Annotated in this window: 14 protein-coding genes; 1 reads left to right on the top strand and 13 read right to left on the bottom strand. The window is 39.4% G+C overall.

Going from position 1 to position 20,559, the window contains the following annotated elements; translation table 11 throughout:
• Window positions 1-48: 48 nt before the first annotated feature.
• Window positions 49-1,278: a DEAD/DEAH box helicase gene (locus DFQ12_RS07180; RefSeq protein WP_120258277.1), complete on the top strand. Its 1,230-nt coding sequence runs from the start codon at window positions 49-51 to the stop codon at window positions 1,276-1,278.
• A gap of 71 nt (window positions 1,279-1,349) precedes the next feature.
• Here DFQ12_RS07180 and DFQ12_RS07175 read toward each other — a convergent pair whose 3' ends face one another.
• The 13 genes from DFQ12_RS07175 to DFQ12_RS07115 all read right to left on the bottom strand — a co-directional run bounded on the left by DFQ12_RS07175 (window position 1,350) and on the right by DFQ12_RS07115 (window position 20,304).
• Entirely contained in the window at window positions 1,350-1,715 is a 366-nt protein-coding gene (locus DFQ12_RS07175) for a VOC family protein (RefSeq protein ID WP_120258276.1), read from the bottom strand.
• A gap of 187 nt (window positions 1,716-1,902) precedes the next feature.
• Window positions 1,903-2,781, bottom strand: coding sequence for a DMT family transporter (locus DFQ12_RS07170; RefSeq protein ID WP_120258275.1), 879 nt, complete (start codon window positions 2,779-2,781; stop codon window positions 1,903-1,905).
• Window positions 2,782-3,165: 384 nt separating this feature from the next.
• Window positions 3,166-4,587 carry an efflux transporter outer membrane subunit gene (locus DFQ12_RS07165; RefSeq protein ID WP_120258274.1) on the bottom strand — a complete coding sequence of 474 codons (1,422 nt, stop codon included), beginning with the start codon at window positions 4,585-4,587 and terminating at the stop codon, window positions 3,166-3,168.
• A 1-nt stretch (window position 4,588) separates the two neighbouring features.
• The gene (locus DFQ12_RS07160; protein ID WP_120258273.1) at window positions 4,589-7,738 is read right to left on the bottom strand and encodes an efflux RND transporter permease subunit; all 3,150 of its coding nucleotides are present in this window, start codon (window positions 7,736-7,738) and stop codon (window positions 4,589-4,591) included.
• A 35-nt stretch (window positions 7,739-7,773) separates the two neighbouring features.
• A complete protein-coding gene (locus tag DFQ12_RS07155; RefSeq protein WP_120258272.1) occupies window positions 7,774-8,883 on the bottom strand; it encodes an efflux RND transporter periplasmic adaptor subunit in 1,110 nt (369 codons plus the stop codon).
• Window positions 8,884-9,113: 230 nt separating this feature from the next.
• The gene (locus tag DFQ12_RS07150) at window positions 9,114-9,875 is read right to left on the bottom strand and encodes a LytR/AlgR family response regulator transcription factor (protein ID WP_120258271.1); all 762 of its coding nucleotides are present in this window, start codon (window positions 9,873-9,875) and stop codon (window positions 9,114-9,116) included.
• Window positions 9,872-10,978: a sensor histidine kinase gene (locus DFQ12_RS07145; protein ID WP_120258270.1), complete on the bottom strand. Its 1,107-nt coding sequence runs from the start codon at window positions 10,976-10,978 to the stop codon at window positions 9,872-9,874. Before DFQ12_RS07145 ends, DFQ12_RS07150 begins: the two co-directional genes overlap by 4 nt.
• Before the next feature lie 525 nt (window positions 10,979-11,503).
• A complete protein-coding gene (locus tag DFQ12_RS07140; RefSeq protein WP_120258269.1) occupies window positions 11,504-11,986 on the bottom strand; it encodes a DUF4822 domain-containing protein in 483 nt (160 codons plus the stop codon).
• Window positions 11,987-12,363: 377 nt separating this feature from the next.
• The gene (locus tag DFQ12_RS07135) at window positions 12,364-13,791 is read right to left on the bottom strand and encodes a TolC family protein (RefSeq protein WP_120259263.1); all 1,428 of its coding nucleotides are present in this window, start codon (window positions 13,789-13,791) and stop codon (window positions 12,364-12,366) included.
• A 24-nt stretch (window positions 13,792-13,815) separates the two neighbouring features.
• A complete protein-coding gene (locus DFQ12_RS07130; RefSeq protein WP_120258268.1) occupies window positions 13,816-17,004 on the bottom strand; it encodes an efflux RND transporter permease subunit in 3,189 nt (1,062 codons plus the stop codon).
• Between the two features lie 19 nt (window positions 17,005-17,023).
• Complete coding sequence (locus tag DFQ12_RS07125; protein ID WP_120258267.1) at window positions 17,024-18,220, bottom strand: efflux RND transporter periplasmic adaptor subunit; 1,197 nt, start codon at window positions 18,218-18,220, stop codon at window positions 17,024-17,026.
• A 78-nt stretch (window positions 18,221-18,298) separates the two neighbouring features.
• Window positions 18,299-18,898 (bottom strand): TetR/AcrR family transcriptional regulator, encoded by a 600-nt coding sequence (locus tag DFQ12_RS07120; RefSeq protein ID WP_120258266.1) that lies wholly within the window; start codon window positions 18,896-18,898, stop codon window positions 18,299-18,301.
• 104 nt (window positions 18,899-19,002) lie between these two features.
• Window positions 19,003-20,304 carry an ATP-binding protein gene (locus tag DFQ12_RS07115; protein WP_120258265.1) on the bottom strand — a complete coding sequence of 434 codons (1,302 nt, stop codon included), beginning with the start codon at window positions 20,302-20,304 and terminating at the stop codon, window positions 19,003-19,005.
• Window positions 20,305-20,559: the final 255 nt, after the last annotated feature.

Here is a 20,559-nt window from a genome sequence, read left to right as displayed (position 1 = left end):
ATAGATTAGTTTTAGTAACTTAGCGCATATTTAATAAAATAATAAAATTTGAGATTTACTGAATTTGGTTTTGTTCCGGAATTGGAAGAGGGCTTAGAAAGCATGATGTTTGAAGAGGCGACGCCTATTCAGGAACAGACAATCCCCATCATTAAGAAGGGGAGTGATATGATTGCCTGTGCGCAAACAGGTACCGGTAAAACGGCCGCATATATGTTGCCAATTTTAGATGCTGTTGCGAGAGATGCAAAGGAGTCTATTCGCGCGATTATCCTGGTTCCGACAAGGGAATTGGCACTGCAAATAGATCAACAGATCATGGGCATGTCTTATTATACAGGGGCGACTTCCATCTCTATATATGGAGGTGGAGATGGAATGGGCTACGAACAACAGAAACGAGCTATTCGGGAAGGGGTTAATATTATTGTTGCTACCCCCGGCCGATTGATCAGCCATCTTACGTCGATGAAAGTCGATTTAACTCATCTGACACATTTCGTACTGGATGAAGCGGATAGCATGTTGGATATGGGCTTTCAAGATGATATATTGCGTATCGTCAGTTACTTACCTAAGAAAAAGCAAATGTTGCTTTTTTCAGCAACTATGCCGCTCAAGATCAGAAATTTTGCGAGAAAGATCCTTTATCAACCCGTTGAGGTCAATATCGCCATTTCAAAACCTTCAGAGGGTATAGACCAGCGCGCATATCTGGTATATGATAAGCAAAAAATGGATCTTTTGAAGATCATCTTACAGGACGTTAATTATGTTTCTGTGATCATCTTTGCTTCGCAAAAAACTACAGTTAAATTACTGGCGCAAGAACTTCAAAAGCAGGGTATAGATGCTGAAGGCTTTCACTCAGATCTTGAGCAGGCTAAACGTGAGGATATCGTGAGTAGATTTAGATCACGTCAGGTACGGGTGCTTGTGGGGACAGATGTTATCTCACGTGGTATCGATATCGTAGGTATCAGTTTGGTTGTAAACTATGATGTCCCACCAGATCCCGAAGATTATGTACACCGTATCGGACGTACTGCACGTGCAGCGACAACGGGTACAGCGATTACCTTTGTGAATGATAAAGATCAGCAGCGCTTTTCTCAGATCGAAAACCTGATCGGTTATCCCGTAGAACAAATCGCTTTGCCGGAAGGCTTTGAAGCTGGACCTGAATATAATCCGGCGAAGAAAAGCAACAATCCGCAAAATCGAAGACGTTTCAATAAGAACAAAAATAAAAATTACCAAAAACAGAAAAGAGCTTAATGATAAATTAAGCTCTTTTCTGTTTTTACCCAATGTTCGCTTCGATGGGGGTTATTCTATTATGATAGGGGTTATTCTGTTGCCCATACGGCCAATTCATAACCATCGAGGTCTTTGAATTGAAACCGTTTACCACCAGGAAAGCTAAAGATATCTTTAACGATGGTGCCACCTGCACGGACGACTTTATCACGTGTGGATAGCAAATCATTCGAATAAAGGACAACCAAAATGCTACCGTTTACCGGTGTACCGACTGTAAATCCTCCATCCACATATTTGCCATCAAAGGCTGTATACTCAGGGCCGTAATCCGTAAAGTTCCAATCAAAACTTGCTGAATAGAATTTTTTAGCTCGCTCAAGATCGCTAGATATAAATTCAAGGTATTGAATTTGTTCGTGGACAAGTTTGCTGTCTGAAGAAGAATTGCTCATGATATTGTTTAATTGATATTGTCATTTATTGGAGGAATCTACCTGAATTTCCGACATTAAGTGGATGTCCGATGTTATGTAAATATAGGATTTTCTCCGAATAAAATTTAGGCTTCTTTGTTTGAATTGACATCGTTTAATCCGATAGCAATTAGACCATATTACTCAAAAGGCCATTTTTTTTGTATTAATTTTCTGATTTTTCCTTTTTTCTACTGATGAGCGCCTGTATAAGTACAGAAAGCATAACCAGGGAAAGCCCGATGTAAAATGAAAGATTGAGCTCTTTGGATTCATTGAAGAATAAAAATGCAATCAGGATGGCATATACAGGTTCTAGATTGAGACTTAAATTGAGCGTAAAAGCAGAAATTTTCTTTAAAATTTCTGTGAAGGCAAGGTATACAGCAACGGTACAACACAGCGACAAAATTAGCAGGTAAATGAGATCCATTGTATTGGGGATAAAAGATGATATCGGATAATAATAAAGATAACAGGGGAGGATCAACCCAAGACCGACACTTCCACCAATCATTTGATAATAATTGATGACTATACTGCTGTGTCGCTTGACCAGGCGTTCGTTATAAATTGCATAAAGCGAAGCAAAGGCCGGTGAAATGATCCCGAAAATAATACCCATTTGATGTGCTGTATCAAAATGAAATATTAAAGCTATGCCACAAAGCGTTAGTCCACTCAGAAAAAACTCTGAACTTTTAAATCTCGTTTTGTTAATGATAGGAGCAAAGATTGCAGTAAAGAAACTTGCCATACAGTAACAAATTACCCCGATTGAAATATTGGAGTATTTAATACTTGCATAGAAAAGTAACCAGGAGGCGGTAATCAATAGACCATTTTTTGCAATCGCTAATTTTTCACGCAAGCTGATTTCACCGGCTACTTTTGACCATTTTGAAATAAAAAAAAGGAAAATGGCCGAAAAAAATACACGATACCAAGTTAGCATGCCTTCATTGAGACTGATGACTTTGCCCAATACTCCGGATATGCCCAAACATACCACAGCAAGATGTAGTATGAAATATGAATGTTTCATAAAATGTTGTCTTCCAGATCTATCTTTGAAAAGACAGATACTATTGTTATAAAATTTGATTGAGAATATAAAACATGGGGAATCAGCCGATTATTCGGTGCCATGTTTTATTAATATTTAAAAAAATATTAAGCGATTGGAGGAGGAAGACAGCTTGTTCTGTTCATAACATTCTATTTCTTATCCGAAGATAATAAAATCCAGTGGCTTAATTCAAATAATTGTAGCGAATATCAGTATTAATTAAAGGGAATTGTATTTTATATGATGACTAAAAGCGCATAAAAAAGGGCTAAACTTTCGTTAGCCCTCTTAATTAAACTATTATGATCCTGAATATGCTCAAAAATTGAGCGAACCAAGGTCAATATACGCGATGATTTATTACTCGGTGTCGTTTCCTCCTCCCAATGCACGGTATAGATCCACCACGGCATTAAGTTTTTCCCGTTTAATGCTAATCTGTTCGAGATCATTTTGTAAAGCGTTGTTTTGCGCAGTAATGACTTCTAAATAATTTGCCATGCCACTTTTGTATAATAGGGCAGCGTCGGAAGTTGCTTTGGCCAATGAGTTGGATTTAGCTTCAATCAGCTGAAGTCTCCGGTCGCTATGCTTTATTTTTGCTAAAGCATCCGATACCTCCGAAACTGCGAGCATAACAGACTGTTTAAATTGTACCGCCAATTTTTCCCGTTCGATTATCGAAATCTCATAGTTCGTTTTTAACGCACCTTTTTGAAAGATCGGTTGGGTGATATTTCCTGCTATTGTTTTCACAATGGACCCCGGAAGATCAAACCAGCGATTGAATTGAAAAGAGTTTGTTCCGATCGAAGGAGTTAAACTTATCGAAGGATACATCGCTGCTTTGGCCAATCCTATTCTACTGTTAGCTGCAACAACGGCATACTCGGCCGCTTTGACATCAGGTCTCCGGCTAAGCAGTTCGGCTGGAACTCCTGTTGCCAATGTCCCACCGACAACAGTTGCATCAAGACCTTCGGAACGCTGGATTTTATCGGGGAAACCACCACATAGTATACTTATGGCATTTTCTTCAATAGCGATATTCTGGTCTGCAAGTGGAATCAGCAATTCGGCAGTTTTCTTTTGTGCTTCGGCCTGTTCTACAGCTAATGAACTCACGAGCGAGGAATTGTATTGCAGACGTATCATACTTAATGTACTGTCACTAAGTTGTACATTTTTTTGTGCAATCTTTAACTGTTCATCCAATGCGATCAGATTGTAGTAAGATTGGATAACCTGAACTATAATGCGGGTTTTCAACGCAGATAAATTCTCCTTCTGTCCAAAGAAATTTGCTAATGCTTCTTCTTTCTGCATCTTTGCCTTTCCCCAGATGTCTACCTCCCAAGAAAGTCGGAGTGTAGCATTGTAGTCATCCATATAAGGTGTCCCAATAAATTGATCGCTGAGCGATCCATTCAGGGAATTGGTAGATAACCAGGTTCTATTTGCTCCTACGTTTAGATCAAGTGTTGGTAAAAGGCCCTTTTTTGATTGTTTATAGGAGAGCTCCAACTGCTGCATGCTCAAGAGCGCTACACTAACGTCAGTGTTTTTGATCAGTGCTTTTTCAATGAGCGCGGTCAAATTAGGATCTTTCACAAACTTCCGCCACGATAATGCCAGTGTATCTGAGGTCAGGACAATTTCGTTATTTCTGAAATTGTCCGGTAACTCCATGTCTTGACGTGTATATTTTTTGCCCACACTGCACGAAGCGAGAAGTAGGGAAGTACCTGCTAAAATAGTAATATAGTGATGAAATTTTTTCATTTTAATCGTTTGTCTTGTCCACGAGTTTTTTTCTTGAAACCTTCTCCTGTAAATATTGAAACACCAGATACAATAACGGTATAACGATCACACCAAGGATCACCCCGCTTAACATACCCATAGCTGCCCCAGTACTAATAGAGTGATTACCTGTTGCTGTTCCTCCAGTAGCAAACATCAGCGGGATCATACCCGCTATAAAGGCTAATGAAGTCATTAAAATTGGGCGAAGACGTGCTTTGGCACCTTCCAGGGCAGAATCAATGAGTGAAGAACCCGCCCGTCTACGCTGTAACGCAAACTCAACGATCAGGATCGCATTCTTCGCCAACAGACCAATCAACATGATCAATCCGACTTGAACGTATATATTATTGTCCAGACCGATAGCACGTGTTCCTAAGAATGAGCCGATAATCCCTGTCGGGATAGATAACAGCACCGCCAGCGGCAACAGGTAACTCTCATACTGCGCGGAAAGTAAGAAGTAGACGAACAATAAACTCAATGTCAAAATGATCATCGTCTGATTGCCAGAAGATTTTTCTTCCAAACTAAGTCCTGTCCATTCGTAACTATAGTCTCCCGGTAATTTATTTAGCACATTTTTCTCCAATGTTTCCATAATAGCACCATTACTGATACCTGGATTACTGACGACGTTAATGGTAAGTGAGTTGTACAAGTTGTAACGTGTCACGGACTCTGGTCCATAGACTTTGCGAAGTGTTACCAATGTATTTACCGGTAGCATTTCCCCTTTGTTGTTCTTGACAAATATTTCATTGAATGCGTCCTTATCCGTTCTAAAAATTCCGTCCGCTTTTACAGCGATACGGTAGAACTTACCAAAGCGATTGAAATTCAATGACTGGTCGCCTGCAAAATACGTCTGAACAGACGAAAGCATTTCACTGACATCTACACCAAGCTGAGCCGCTTTATCTTCGTCAACTTCCAATTCCATTTGTGGATAATCTGCTCTAAACATGGTGTAGGCAAATTGTACACCTGGTTGTTGCATAATCTTCGCGATAACAGAATCGGACATCGCTTTAAGCTCTACCGGAGATTTTCCGGCTCTGTCTTGTAGTACAAGTTCGGCACCGTTCATCATACCATAACCATCAACTGGAGGGGAGCGGAAAGCCATTGCATTACCTTCTTTAACCGTAGTTAGCTTTTGAGAAATCACCTGATGAATCTGATCAATATCATTCATTTCACCACGTTTTTTCTTATCCTTTAAACGGATGAATCCTGTTGCATAAGCTGCACTGGAGTTGTTACCGATCATATTGAAACCCGTGATACTCGTGTGGCTTTCAATAGAAGGTAAGTCAGCCAATAGTTTCTCTATTTTTCCTACAGCTTTTGTTGTCCGATCGAGACCGGTACCCGGAGGCATCTCCAAACTGTACACGACAAAGTTATCATCTTCCATAGGGACAAAGCTTTTTGACGTACTTGTCATGAGATATCCTGCAGCGCCTATTGTAGCGATAATTAATAACGCTGCTAACCATTTTTTCTTAACAAGAAATTTTAGCGAGCCAACGTATCTATTTGTCATGTTTTCAAAACCAGCATTAAAGGCTTTGAAAAAGCGTTGTGAGAATCCTGTTTTTTGCGTTTGCCCGTCATGATTTTCGGCATGTGTGTTTTTCAGTAACAAGGCACAAAGAGCTGGTGTCAACGTCAATGCATTGATTGCTGAAATCACAATGGCGATAACCAGTGTATAGGCAAATTGTTTGTAAAACATTCCCGATGAACCAGTCATAAAACCGATAGGAATAAATACTGCACACATGACCAATGTAATCGAGATAACCGCACCAGTTATTTCACTCATGGCACTGTGTGTGGCCTCATTACCGGTCATGGTTGATGTTTCCATCTTGCCATGGACAGCTTCGACGACGACAATGGCATCGTCGACCACAATACCGATGGCCAATACCAAGGCGAAAAGGGTTAATATATTGATGGTAAACCCAAACACCAGTAAGAAAAAGAATGTACCTACGATGGCTACTGGTACTGCGATCGCCGGAATAATGGTCGATCGGATATCCTGCAAGAATAAGAAAACAACCAAAAAGACCAAAATGAACGCTTCAATTAATGTTGAACGGACTTGAGCGGTACTCTCATCCAGACGCTCTTTGGTACTGATCAGTTTAAATATCTTGATTCCAGGAGGAAATGAGCGTTGCGCTATTTCGATCTGTTTATCGATACCGATTTCAATTTCGTTGGCATTGGAACCAGAAGTCTGGAAAATACCAATAGTAACGGTATTTAAACCATTGTTTTGCGAATTACCATTATAACTTATCGAGCCGAATTCTATACGGGCAACATCTTTCAACCTGACGATCTGAACATCATTATTTTTAACAATAATGTTTTCATACTGTTCCGGAAGATTCTTTTTCCCTTTATATCGAATTACATATTCTAATGGTGCCTTTGATTCTTCACCTAGCTTTCCGGGTGCGGACTCCAGACTTTGCTTGGAAATGGCAGCGATGACTTCTTGGGGTACAAGACCATAACTCGCCATTTTCTGAGGATTCAACCAAACGCGCATAGAGTAATCTTTCGAACCAAATACCATAGCCTGACCTACACCGGGAACACGTTTGATCTGTGGAATCAGGTTGATATTCACATAGTTCTGTAGGAATAGTTCATCATATTTTTTGTTATCTACCGTATAGATATTGAAAATCATGATCATACTATTCTGTTGTTTGGAGGTCGTCAATCCCATTCGTACAACTTCCTGTGGCAGGATCGGTGTTGCCTGTTGCACCCTGTTCTGCACGTTTACAGCTGCCTGATCTGGATTTACACCAGCCTTAAAGACAATACGTACAGAGAATGTACCATCGTTACTTGCCGTTGAGGTAATGTATTCCATGTCCTCAACGCCATTGATCTGCTCCTCCAGCGGTGTAACAACTGACCGTAATACAGTCTCACTATTACCACCGGGGTAACTTCCCGTAACTTGGACTGTAGGTGGAGCGATATCGGGAAACCGTGTCTGCGGTAGCCTTAAAAGACCAATGATCCCGAGTATGACAAATATGATAGATATAACAGTAGCCAAAACTGGCCTGTCAATAAATTTCTTCAGCATTTTATTTTAATTTTAGATAAATCTAATACAGGCTTTTATTTTTTAGTAGGTTGAACCTGCATTCCGTCATTAAGCATATCAATTCTATTCATTACAATTTTTTCGCCCGCTGTCAGACCTGATTTGAGTAGATACTCATTGGCCGTATTTCCGGCAATTTCGATCTGCTTCATGGCAATTTTGTTTTTGTCTCCAATAACATAGACAAAATAGCGATCCTGAATGTCTTTAACAGCTGCCATAGGGACTAACAATACATTATCATGAGCCTTTTTTAAGACAACTTTGGCTGAACCGCCAGAACGAAGTATTTTGTCTGGGTTGGTAAAAACTGCCTTTAGTGTCATACTACCGGTCGTCCTATCGATATTACCACTGGCCATTTCTACTTTTCCAGGGTGATTATAGACTGTACCGTCAGCGAGAATCAATGTTGCTTGTTGATTGCTTGATTTCGTATTATGATCCTTCATAAAGCTGATAAAATCAGCCTCGCTCAACGAAAAATAAACGTTTACGGTATTGATTTCAGACAATGTTGTTAATGGCATTGCGTCTGCTGCAGTGATCAGATTTCCAATACGATTGGGAATCCGTCCAATGTAGCCACTTACGGGTGCATTGATTAATGTAAATCTTGCATTGATCTGCGAGGAACCTAAAGCGGCTTGTGCTTGGGCAACCTGCGCTTTTGCCGCAGCGTAGTTCGCTTCTGCAGTTTTAAGCTGAAGGTCGGTATACACTTTACCTTCTACGAGTGGTTTGATTTTTTCAATTTCCAGTTTCGCATTTTGTTCCGCAGATAGTGCCGCTTGATAGGCTGCTCTGCTATTATTTACCTGTTCATTGTATACATCACCTTTTATTTTGAAAAGGGCTTGGCCTTTTGTGACATAATCCCCTTCTTTCACATAGATTTGCTCCAAGTAACCTGTTACCTGAGCTTTTACATCAACATTGACGGCGCCCTCCAAAGTACCGGGGTATTTTTTTTCCGTCTCCGCTTGTGCGGGGGATAATTCGATAAAGTCAACAGTAACTGCCTGCTCTTGCGGTTGTTCTTGGCTGCCTCCACAGGACGATAATAGTGTAGCTGCTGTAATAAGTGTAAGGATAGGTTTTAAAGTCATCGTTCTTAGTGCCATTTTATCATTTTATTTAAAGCAAAAGAAAGAATTCTTTTAAGGGATATAATAAGGAAATCTACCGAGACGTAACAATTGCTTACTGAAACGTAGCTATAATGCGCTGAATTTTGATATTATTTAATCAAAACAGGTCTTTTTTGTCGTTTTCCTTAGAAAGACGCGACCTAAACACCTGACTGCACTTCGTTGATTGTGCCCAAAAATTTCGAGATAAGAACCACTGTTTACTAATAATCCAACCAGTTTTTTAGGAGCTGGGCTTTTTCCCGACTGACAAGGATTTCGACATCTTCGCTATGTTTGATTTCGATTTTAAGTTTGCCATTAAAATGATTATGTAATCTCTTGATTGCATCTATATGCACTATAAATTGTCGATTGGCACGGAAAAAAACTTTGGGATTTAATTGTTGCTCCAGCTCTTCTAAGGTTTGCGGCACAATTTCGACGGTACCACATTTCAGCTTGGCATGTGTTAACTTAAACTCTGAGTAAAAATATTGAATGTCTTCAACTAGTATTGTTTTATAACCGTCTTTGTAGGGCAGGAGAAACCGGGTTCTGAAATCTTTGGGATAGATAAAATCCAATAGGCCCTGGATCGGAGCCTGACTCATCTGTTGAAGTTGTAGGCCGTCTAATTTGACCAATGCGTTTTCTAATTCTTTTTTTTCTACAGGTTTCAGTAAATAATCTATACTGTTGAATTTAAAGGCTCTGACGGCATATTCATCAAAGGCTGTCGTAAAGATAATGGGGCAGTCAATTTTAATACTTTCCAGGATCTCGAAACTTAGACCATCAGAAAGACGGATATCCATCATGACCAAATCCGGAGACTCATTACTTTGAAACCAGGTGATGCTGTCGGCAATATTATCCAGGACATCCAGTATCTGTATTGATGGCTTTATTTCCTTCAATAATCGTTTTAGACGATCAGCATTAAGTTTTTCATCTTCAATAATTAATACGTTGGTTATACTCATGAGTTTTGTTCTATAAGTGGTAGATTAACTTTGAATGTCTTTCCATTGTTCAAGATCTCTGGTTGCAGATTTGACAATAGATCATATCTTTTAATGATATTCGAAATACCTATTCCCGATGACTCTGATACATTCTCTATTGGTATCAAAATATTTTCGACAACTAACTGGTTATGTGCATTGGTGTATACCTTAATTTTTAACGAACGTTTTTTATTGGTTTGATTGTGCTTTAGTGCATTTTCAACCAAAAGCTGTAAGGTGAGTGGCGGTAGTTGATAATTGGATTTTGCAGGATCTACATTTATTTCAAAATGAACTCCTTCTCCAAATCTATTTTTTATTAAGAAAATATAGGAATCTAAGAAATTGAGTTCCTCTTCAAGAGAAATAACATCTTTTTTTGAATTCACCAATAGGTAACGGTATATTTTGGAGAAATTTTCAGCATATTCATAACCAAGTTGCTGATCCTCTAAAATTATTTCGGATAATACGCTCAAATTGTTGAAAACGAAATGCGGGTCAATCTGTAGCTTCAGTGATTGAAGTTCTGTTTCTAGAATAACTTGCCCGAGTTTGGCTGCGCGTATAGATTCATTCTTCCAGTTGTTGATCAGATGAATACCAATGTTAATCCCCATAATCATTAAAGCGATCATAACACTGATGGAGATATTTTGTATGGCGCCTCTTTTTTCTTCTAAGGATGTTGCAATGGTGAGGTTTTGTAGCTCATAATAATAACGGGAAATAATGTAAACCAGTAATAAATTGATAAGAAGAACCACGATGAGGTTAATGACCGTTTCAATCAGAAGCCTTTCTGTTGGATTGTCTTTCCATGTTAAGATACGATCCAATTTATTGTGGACAATAATACTGAACTCTGAAATAAGGAAACTGTAAATAATGGTAAAGGTCCATTCTCCCAATATTTCAAACATATTTCGCTGAAAATAGCCATTCCAGCAACTAGAAAATGGGTCTATAATATAGGCAACAAGATAGATGAGAAAAAAAGACAGTAGGGTAAATAATAACCTTTTCTTGTTTGTACTGATTAGATTTTTCTCATTTTTATAGATCGTCTTATCCTGCATTCGTTTTACTTGTATATAGCTATTAAATCACCACAAATTTCGCAATTCGTTTAAGGATTGAATCACAAATTTATTCTGAAACGTACAAAGAGCAAGCTGAAATATCACTTTGGTATAACCCAGCCGTATATTGCTTCAATCTTCTGATCCCTGTCCTTAATATATAATATAAGGAATTCTCTTCTGTTTTACAATTAAAATAAAGGTATTTCATCCATTATTTTCTTAAACAGACTGCCATCAAAATTAATGTATTTTATGGCAGCGCTATTTCATTTAAATTGTGGCCGGATTATTTCGCCTGTAAATGAAAATGTATGTGGACATTGTCTATAATCTCGATATGTGAGTTTTCGGTTACCACGCTATTCAAGAATTTAACGATTTTCTCGATTGATATTGAAATAACCTAAAAAAGTGTTGAGCGTTTCACTGAAAAAAATAAGGATTGACAAAGTTTCATTTTGTCAATCCTTATGGTTTTAGAGGTATTATGCCTCTATGTAATCAAATATTCCCTATTGATTATTTCGGCTCTTTGTGTGTAGTTGGTGTATGGATAATATCGAAATAAACGGTTTTATTGTCGTTGTTTGGATAGATCCGGTAGGTAAATTCCTTTTTTGTTAATACCGTTATATCAACTACACGTGTGAAAAGTGTTTCTCCTGCTGCATTTTTAGCAACGATAGTCCGTGTTTTACCATCTGCTGGAACAGACCAGTCTCCACGCATTTTGGGAGAGTCATCAAGATTGAACATGGTAAAGGTACCGTTGGATTTGAAGTAGGCAAAACCTACAAAATTTGAGACATTGGCATCTGTCAATACCACATTTTCACCTTTGTTATTTTTGGCGCTTGTTGTTTCCCAAGCGGTACTTGCCAATACTTCGCTCGGTGTAAGCTGAGGCTCTGGTGTAACTTCATCATCCTTACTGCAGCTCGCGATCAGTAATGTACAAATGGTAATATAACATACCAATGCAATCTTTTTTAAATCTTTCATAATCATTAAATTTATTGTTTCACAAAAGTAATTGCATTATAACTGTTGAATTTGTCCTTTTTATTCCAAGGTTTGAAGGATTTATAACGATGATTTTAATGACAGGGAAGATCTTCTAAAAAGGGACCTTACTTTATTGTTTTGATACTTAAATGGGGCTTAATAACAGTAAGAGTAAGAGTAAGAGTAAGAGTAAGAGTAAGAGTAAGAGTAAGAGTAAGAGTAAGAGTAAGAGTAAGAGTAAGAGTAGGAGTAGTCCAATGAGCGCGGAGTGATCATTGTTTAAGGTTGTTACTATAAATAAGACAGGAGACCCTCGCGGTCCCCTGTCTCCCAGATATGTGATATAAAATTAGAAAAATTGCAAATCTTTAAAATTAGTTATTGCTCCATCCACCACCTAAGGAGCGATAGAGATCGACTACAGCCGAAAGTTCCGCTTTCTTCACTTGAGCCAACTCAAGCTCACTTTGCAATATATTGCTTTGTGCGGTGATTACTTCCAGATAAGTTGCCATACCAGTTTCAAAGAGAAGATTGGCATGTTTTGTAGCCTCTTTTAAACGAGTTGTTCTATCCAAAGTAATCTGTTGTTTTTCCTTCAATTTTTGGATTGAAATCAGGGCATCGGAAACTTCCCCAGCAGCTGAAATGACTTTTTGTTTGAAAATCATAACATTCTTCTCTTGTTCTATGCGGGCAAGCTCATATTGCGTTTTCAGCTCTCTACGCTGAAAAATAGGTTGCGTAATGCTACCTGTGATTGCACCAAATAAAGATGCAGGCAGATTAAACCAATTACTTGCTTTAAATGCATTGACTCCTGCCTCAGCACTAATGACCAGCGAAGGATACATTCTTGCTTTAGCAGATTTTTGATAGGCCTGAGAAGCCGTAACAGCAAGCTCTGCCTGTTTAACATCAGGGCGATGGCTTAATAAATCTGCTGGTATTCCTGTTGAAAGATCTTCAGGAAAACGAACGTTGACCAACTGTTCCTGTGTTTTGATTTCCGCTGGGAGTTTACCACTGAGAATTTGGATCGCATTCTCCTGAAGATGGATCTGTTGTTCGAAATCAGGGATAAGCGCAGCAGCGGATAGACGTTGCGCATCAACTTGTTCCAAAGCAAGCAATGTAATATCACCAACTTCATATTGTTGCTTGACAATACGGAGCGTGGTATCGCTCAATTGTAAATTTTGCTGTGCGATATCCCGTAATTGATAAAGCATCAAAAGTTGATAATAACCTTGCGCCACTTGGGCAATCAATTGGGTTTGGATAACTTTTTTTGCTTCTTCAGTTTGTAGGTAAGAAGCCAACGCTGCCGCATTTTGATTCTTGATTTTCCCCCATAGATCAGCCTCCCAGGATAAACCAATGGATGCTGTATAGTCTTCAACGTGATGCTGTTTTAAAAATTGATTCAAGCTCAATCCGTTCATGCTATTATTGGATGGGTTGGTACTATTTCCTCTAACCTGCAACTGTGCTGTGGGAAGATAGCCTGCTTTTGCTTGTTTCAAGCTCAGTTGAGATGACTCTATATTTTTCAGTGCCAATTGCATATCCAGATTATGCTGGATTGCACTGTCGATCAAGCTTTGTAAAACAGGATCTTTAAAGAAATCACGCCATGGAATAGAACCGATATTATTTTCTTGTGTTGCTTCTCCCTGATCACGGTATTGCTCAGGCAGATTTGGTGCAAGATGTTTATTGCTAACCAGTTTATCTGTTTTACAAGACCAAGCCACAAAAGATAAGATGAAAACCGTCAGTAGCTTTACTTTTCTATTCATATATTTCGATGTTGTCATTGTTTACTAATTATTTGTATGCACAGGAATTTCCAAAGAAATATGCTCATTCTCCAGTTGTTTTTCTTTTGGCGTACCGCTTACTTTCTCTTGTATAAACTGGAATACGATGAAGAGGATAGGAATAATAAAAAGCCCTAATACAACCCCACTAAGCATTCCTCCTGCCGCTGCAATACTGATCGAGTGATTACCTTGTGCTGAGGGACCCACTGCAGTCATCATAGGAATCATACCTACAATGAAGGCCAAAGATGTCATGATAATAGGTCTCAGACGTAAGCGTGCAGCTTTAAGCGCAGCGCTTGGTATCGAAAGCCCCTGTTTTCGACCTTGAATGGCAAATTCGACAATTAAAATAGCATTCTTCGCCAGTAACCCGATCAACATGACCAACGCTACCTGAACGTAAATATTATTGGCAGTATCGGTGAGGCTAATTGCTGCAAAGACACCAAATATACCTGTTGGAATAGAGAGTATAACGGCTAATGGGATAATGTAACTCTCATATTGTGCCGCAAGAAGGAAGTAAACGAAGATCAAACAGAGGATAAAAATAAGCGTAGATTGACCTCCGGAGACAATTTCTTCTTTCGTCATACCCGAAAATTCATAGGTAAATCCAGTTGGCAAATGCTGTTTGGCTACTTCTTCCACAGCCCGGATTGCATCCCCTGAACTATAGCCAGGTTTTGGGATTGCATTTATTCCGATCGAATTAAATAGATTGTAGCGTGAAGCCGTTTCTGGACCATAGACACGCTCCAGTTTAACCAATGTATTGATAGGTACCATGTCGCCCAATCTGTTTTTAACAAAGATTCCGTCCATAGAAGTTGGTTCGCTACGATCTTTTGCATCCGCTTGGACCATCACACGATAGTACTTTCCGAATCGATTAAAATCTGAGGCTTGCGCACTACCAAAGTAGGCTTGCATAGTCTGTAAAATACTCTTGGTACTTACACCAAGTTGTTCGGCTTTAATATCATCAACTTGTAGTTCGTACTGCGGATAATCGGCTTTGAAGGTTGTGAAGGCCATCATGATTTCGGGACGCTTCATGAGTTCACCAATAAAACCTTGACCTATTGTACTGAATTTACTAAGTTGTCCACCTGTCCTATCTTGAAGAACCATATCGAGCCCATCGACGTTACTAAATCCAGGGACTGTCGGAAAGGTAAACACGAAGAAGTTGGCGCCTTTGATATTTGCTAAGCGTTGGTTCACATCAGCCATAATAGCATTGATGTCTTTGATACCGCCACGTTCTTTATGTGGTTTCAGCAAAATAAATGCTACACCAGCCGATGGGCTGGTTGATTGCGTTAAAATATTAAAACCAGCCAAAACGTTTAGCGTCTTGGTGAAGTCAGCATGTTGAAGTTGTTTTTCAGCTTCTGCCAATGCACCCGAAGTACGGTCCAAAGAGGCACCCGCAGGCATAGATAATGATACTGCGATAAAACCTTGGTCTTCGGAAGGGATAAATCCCGTCGGGGTACGACGGATCATAAAAACTGTCAACAACAAGGTGATACCTAAACCTGCAAAAGCTACCCATTTGTAACGGATCAGAAAACGTAAGCTGCCTAAATAGTTTTTGGTCAGGCGATCAAAACCAACGTTGAATCCGGTGAAGAAACGTTCTTTGAAATTAAGTTTCTTAGTCTCGTCGTGGTTATGGTGCGTAGGTTTTAAAAATAACGCACAGAGGGCTGGACTTAAAGTCAAGGCATTGATCGCTGAAATTACAATTGCTATGGCTAGTGTAAAGGCAAATTGTCGATAGAAAACTCCCGTCGAACCTTCCATAAAACCAATAGGGAGGAAGACCGCGGACATGACAAGGGTAATGGAGATAATGGCTCCCGTGATCTCACTCATGGCGGAGGTCGTTGCTAATTTGGGCGGGAGATTATTATGCTCCATTTTGGCGTGCACGGCCTCGACCACCACGATGGCATCATCCACAACGATACCGATTGCCAGTACAAGTGCAAATAATGTTAATAGATTGATGGAGAAGCCAAAAAGCTGCATAAAGAAAAAGGTTCCCACAATCGCCACAGGTACAGCAATGGCCGGTATCAGTGTTGATCTAAAATCCTGAAGGAATAGAAAAACAACTAAAAAGACCAGGATAAAAGCTTCGATCAAAGTATGTTTAACTTGATCAATAGACTGATCAAGCGCGTCTTTGGTATTATATAAAACAAGATATTTTACACCCTTTGGAAAGCTTAAGGAAGCTTTCTCCATAAATTCCTGAATAGCAATCTGGATTTCATTGGCATTGGATCCTGCTAATTGCATGACCCCGATATTGAGTCCTGCTTTACCATCAATACGCGTATGACTTGCATAGGTGTACGACCCCAATTCAACCCGGGCCACATCTTTAAGCTTTAAGACGGAACCATCGGTATTTGAGCGGATAATGATATTTTCGTAATCGCTTGGCTGGTTAAGCTTACCTTTATATTTGATGACAAATTCAAAAGCTTCACGGCTGCTTTCTCCAAATTTTCCTGGAGCAGCTTCGACGTTTTTATCTTGAATAGCCCCCATAACCTCCTCCGGAGTTAATTTGTAGGCGGCCATTTGATTTGGATTAAGCCATACGCGCATGGAATAATCTTTACTACCACCGAAAGCCAATGCTTGTCCTACTCCAGGGATCCGTTTAAGTTCCGGAATAATATTGATCTGCGCATAGTTGGTGATAAAAGTTTGATCATATTTACCTTCGTCCTCGGTATATAGATCCAATACCATGATCAAGCTATTTTGTTGTTTGGCAGTTGTAATTCCCGCTTGAACCACCTCGGCAGGGAGTTGGCTGGTGGCCTGCGCCACGCGATTCTGCACATTTACAGCAGCCTGATCAGGATCAGTACCCAGCTTAAAATATACCGTAATCATCAATGATCCATCGTTACTTGCGGTAGAGCTCATATAGCTCATGTTTTCGACACCATTGATGGATTCCTCCAAAGAGGGGGCTACAGCACGAAGTACTGTTTCGGCATTTGCGCCGGGATATAATGCTGTTACCTGTACTGCTGGTGGGGCAATATCGGGAAACTGCTGTAAGGGCAGCTTTAGGATACCGATCACGCCCAATATCACAAGTAATATGGAAATTACGGTGGCTAGTACTGGCCTTTCTATAAATTTCTTAAGCATAAGTCTGTTGTTTATAATATTAATTGATGCTGTCTTTTGATAAAGGTTGTGGTGTTATTTTTTGGCCATCTTGAAGTAAATCAATACCCTTGTAAACAATGCGATCTCCGGCACTGATTCCCTTGCTTACGAGATAGTTTGCGCCACTTTTTCCGATGACGGTGATGGGCTGCTGTACAACTTTATTTTCTTTTCCGACAGTATACACAAAGATCTTGTCCTGCATTTCAAGTGTGGCAAGTTGTGGCACCAATAAAGCCTGATCATATTTCTTTTGGAGTCTGACACGGCCCGTATTTCCATTACGTAAAACCCCTTCAGGATTACTGAATGTCGCACGTAAGGTAATTGCGCCTGTATTTTTGTCAAACTGACCATCCACCATATCTATTTTTCCTTTTTGATCATAGATTGTCTGATCGGAAAGTACTAAACTGATGGGAGGGAGGTTATTCAATTTTTGTTGAAGATTACTGCCTTCCGTATTATTTTTGAAAGCGATAAAGTCATTTTCTCCCAATGAGAAATAGACGTGAAGATCTCTGACATTTGACAGTGCAGTTAAAGGTTGTGGATCTGCTGGCCCCACTAAACTTCCTTGTTTTCGTTGTAGCCTTCCGATATACCCCTCCGCCGAAGCACGGATCAGCGTATAACCAACATTGATTTTAGCCGTTTCTACAGCAGATACTGCCAATTGAACATTCGCTTTAGCAGCATTACGCGCACTGATCGCTGTCTTTAACTGAAAGTCAGTCAATACTTTGGTATTGACTAATTTTGTTTTTTTCTCAACTTCCAGTTCGGCGTTTTCCAACGCAGCTTTTGCAGCTAATAAATTGGCTTTGGCCTGATTCAATTGCTCTTGGAATGGCCGGTCATTAATTTTAAAAAGCGCCTGTCCTTTACTGACTTTCGCACCCTCATCAACAAAGATCTGTTCCAAAATCCCCTCAACCTGAGGTCTGATCTCGATATTCGCCGAAGCTTCTATTGTTGCTGGATATTCCTGATAGATGGTCTCATTACCATTTTCGATGGCAACAACAGGTAGGCTAACAGGAGGAGGATCAATAGGTTTGCTGGTTCCTGTTGAACAGCTGTATAAAAAGATTGCACTAAGCACATATGCGGTCTTTACGATATTAATTCGTTTAACACTGTTAAGTGCAGGAATGTAAATCTTCTTAAGACTTGGTGATACATTTGTTTTCATGTGATATTAAAAATTGAAGTTGTGGTGTATTTAACGGTGTTAGATTTTTTAACGTTGTATTTTCTGGTGTAAAAAAATTTAGTCAGTAAGCGAGCGGGTGATACCGTAGATCGCATCTTTTAGAACCTCTTGGTTGGTATTTTCACCATTACCCTGGTTAACCAAGTTGATTGATATTAGCCCATGTATAATTGACCAGTATGTAAAATATTTTCTACAGATCAAATCTTCCGATGGATTTTTATCCTTCATGATCTCACGAATCACGTCACTGATCATTCTACCATGAGATTCCGCACACTTATAAGTCTTTTCAAATCCACAGCAGGCTGTTCCAACGCCGAACATGAGTTGGTACAATTCGCGCTCCTCGAATGCAAAATCCCAATAACTGAACCACATCGCTTCCAATTGTTTCTCCAGGTCGGTTTGAGTTGATTTGGCTTGTCTGACTTTTTTGGCAAGTAAGAGATAACCCTGGTTAGCGAGTTCATTTAAAATTGCATCTTTATTTGCGAAATACTCATAAATCATGGGTGCGGTATATTCAATGATATCCGCAATTTTACGCATGCTCAATGCCTGCCATCCTTCTTCTTTCACGATTTGAAGAGCGGCGTCGAGAATATTAGTTCTATTCTCATCTTTGATACGTTGTATGCGTTCTTTACTACCCATGCTTTAATGCATAAATGATTTAACAGTGTTAAGCAAAATTCAAACTTTTTATTTTATTTAATGACATATAAAAGTCATTAAATAAAAATACCTCCCAAATGTGCTTAAATGGCTCCTTTATCGAGATTATCGGGAAGTATTAGGATCTGTTTTATTCGGCTTCTCTCTTTGTCAGACAATGGAATTGCCTTTTCTAGTATGGGTAGGATCTCTGCACTTTTCTCTGTTTGTAGTAGGAGATCCAGGAAACCTAAATAGGTACGGATCAGGTCGGTTTTGACTCCAAAGAAGATGCGCGGATCTATGATATAGATTTCCTGAACCAATGCGAGCAATGTTTCTTTTCTTTTCCTGTCTTTTTCTGTTTGGCCGTAATTGGGCAGAAATCCTTTCTTTTCCAATTCAGCGAGCTTGACAGCAACAGCGTTTTCACGAACGTATTTTTTCTGCTTACGATCCAGAAAATCGCGCAATTCAGCAAGCAAATTCCGGTAGACAACTTGTTTTTCTTTGCCCGTGAAGAGATTTATGTCTGTAGAGACGCTGATATCTTCCTGTTCAAAAGCGTCAAAAAAGTTGGATGTTACATAGACCGAGTGATGGAAATCTATTGCATTATTGTTAAAGCTACTGAGAACTTTTGCCACTTCTCTTTTTTCGCTATTGCGCAAATAATAGTAATAGCGGTCTCCGATCTGTTGGTTCCAACGAATGTAATTGACCTGAAAAGTATAGGAGGAATCACCTTCAGGACTATATAAAGTCCAAGATAGAAGATCCGTTTCTTGAATCAGATGATCATATCTCAGCGGCGCTCCATTAATTCTTATGGTATGGCCTAAATCGCGGTTAAGGTAAAGAAACCAGCCAAATTCCTGCGCCATGAAATCTATAAATTCTTGGGATTCTAAATGGGACGAATTTAGCCCGAAAACGCCCTCCAATCTTACTCGGGTACCTGTCTGTTGATTTTCTACCAGGGTACTTTCGCTAACGTCATATTGTTCTTTGCTGTCCCTATCGATCTGGATGCGGTATGTTTTTAACTCTCCTTCTTCTTTTACAATGGTATTCCAGATCGCTCTTGTCGCAAACAATGAAAAAGAAAATCTACCTTTTCCTTTCTTTCCTCTTGTATAGGAACTTCGCTTGATGCTATTTTTCTTTACTGAATCGAGAAAATTACCAAATGAATAGGGTAACGTATCGAAAACGATCCCCTCTCCATTATCACTGATGCTAATACTGTTTATATAACCGAGTTCGTTGCTATCAATTGCAATATCGACTTCGGTCGCTTTTGCGTCAAAGCCGTTCCATATATACTCAGCAATGACCAGTTTTGGATCTTTAGGTAAACCAGCGGATTCTATACTTAGGTTGGTTATCTGCGTGTTTTTTTTCATGGTGATAGCAATTCTTGTAATTAAAATTTAAGGTGTTAAAAATAACAGGTTTCACAAATAGATTGTCTACTTCGTGTTCGCTCTTTTATTTCTGAACTTTTTTATAGAATAAGTTAATGCATAAGAGATTCCAAAATAGATAATAAGGTTCAGAAGAAGATATATGCCGTTGAAATATGTTCTGTCCGGTGGTTCTGGGTAACGCTTTCCTCCCAGATACCGATAAAAAGGAAAGGGGAAACCAAGCACATCGTT

The sequence above is a fragment of the Sphingobacterium detergens genome (genome assembly GCF_003610355.1).
Classification (GTDB): Bacteria; Bacteroidota; Bacteroidia; order Sphingobacteriales; family Sphingobacteriaceae; genus Sphingobacterium; species Sphingobacterium detergens.
The sequence above is the reverse complement of the archived record's forward strand: the minus strand, read 5'-3'. Positions and strand labels throughout refer to the sequence as shown.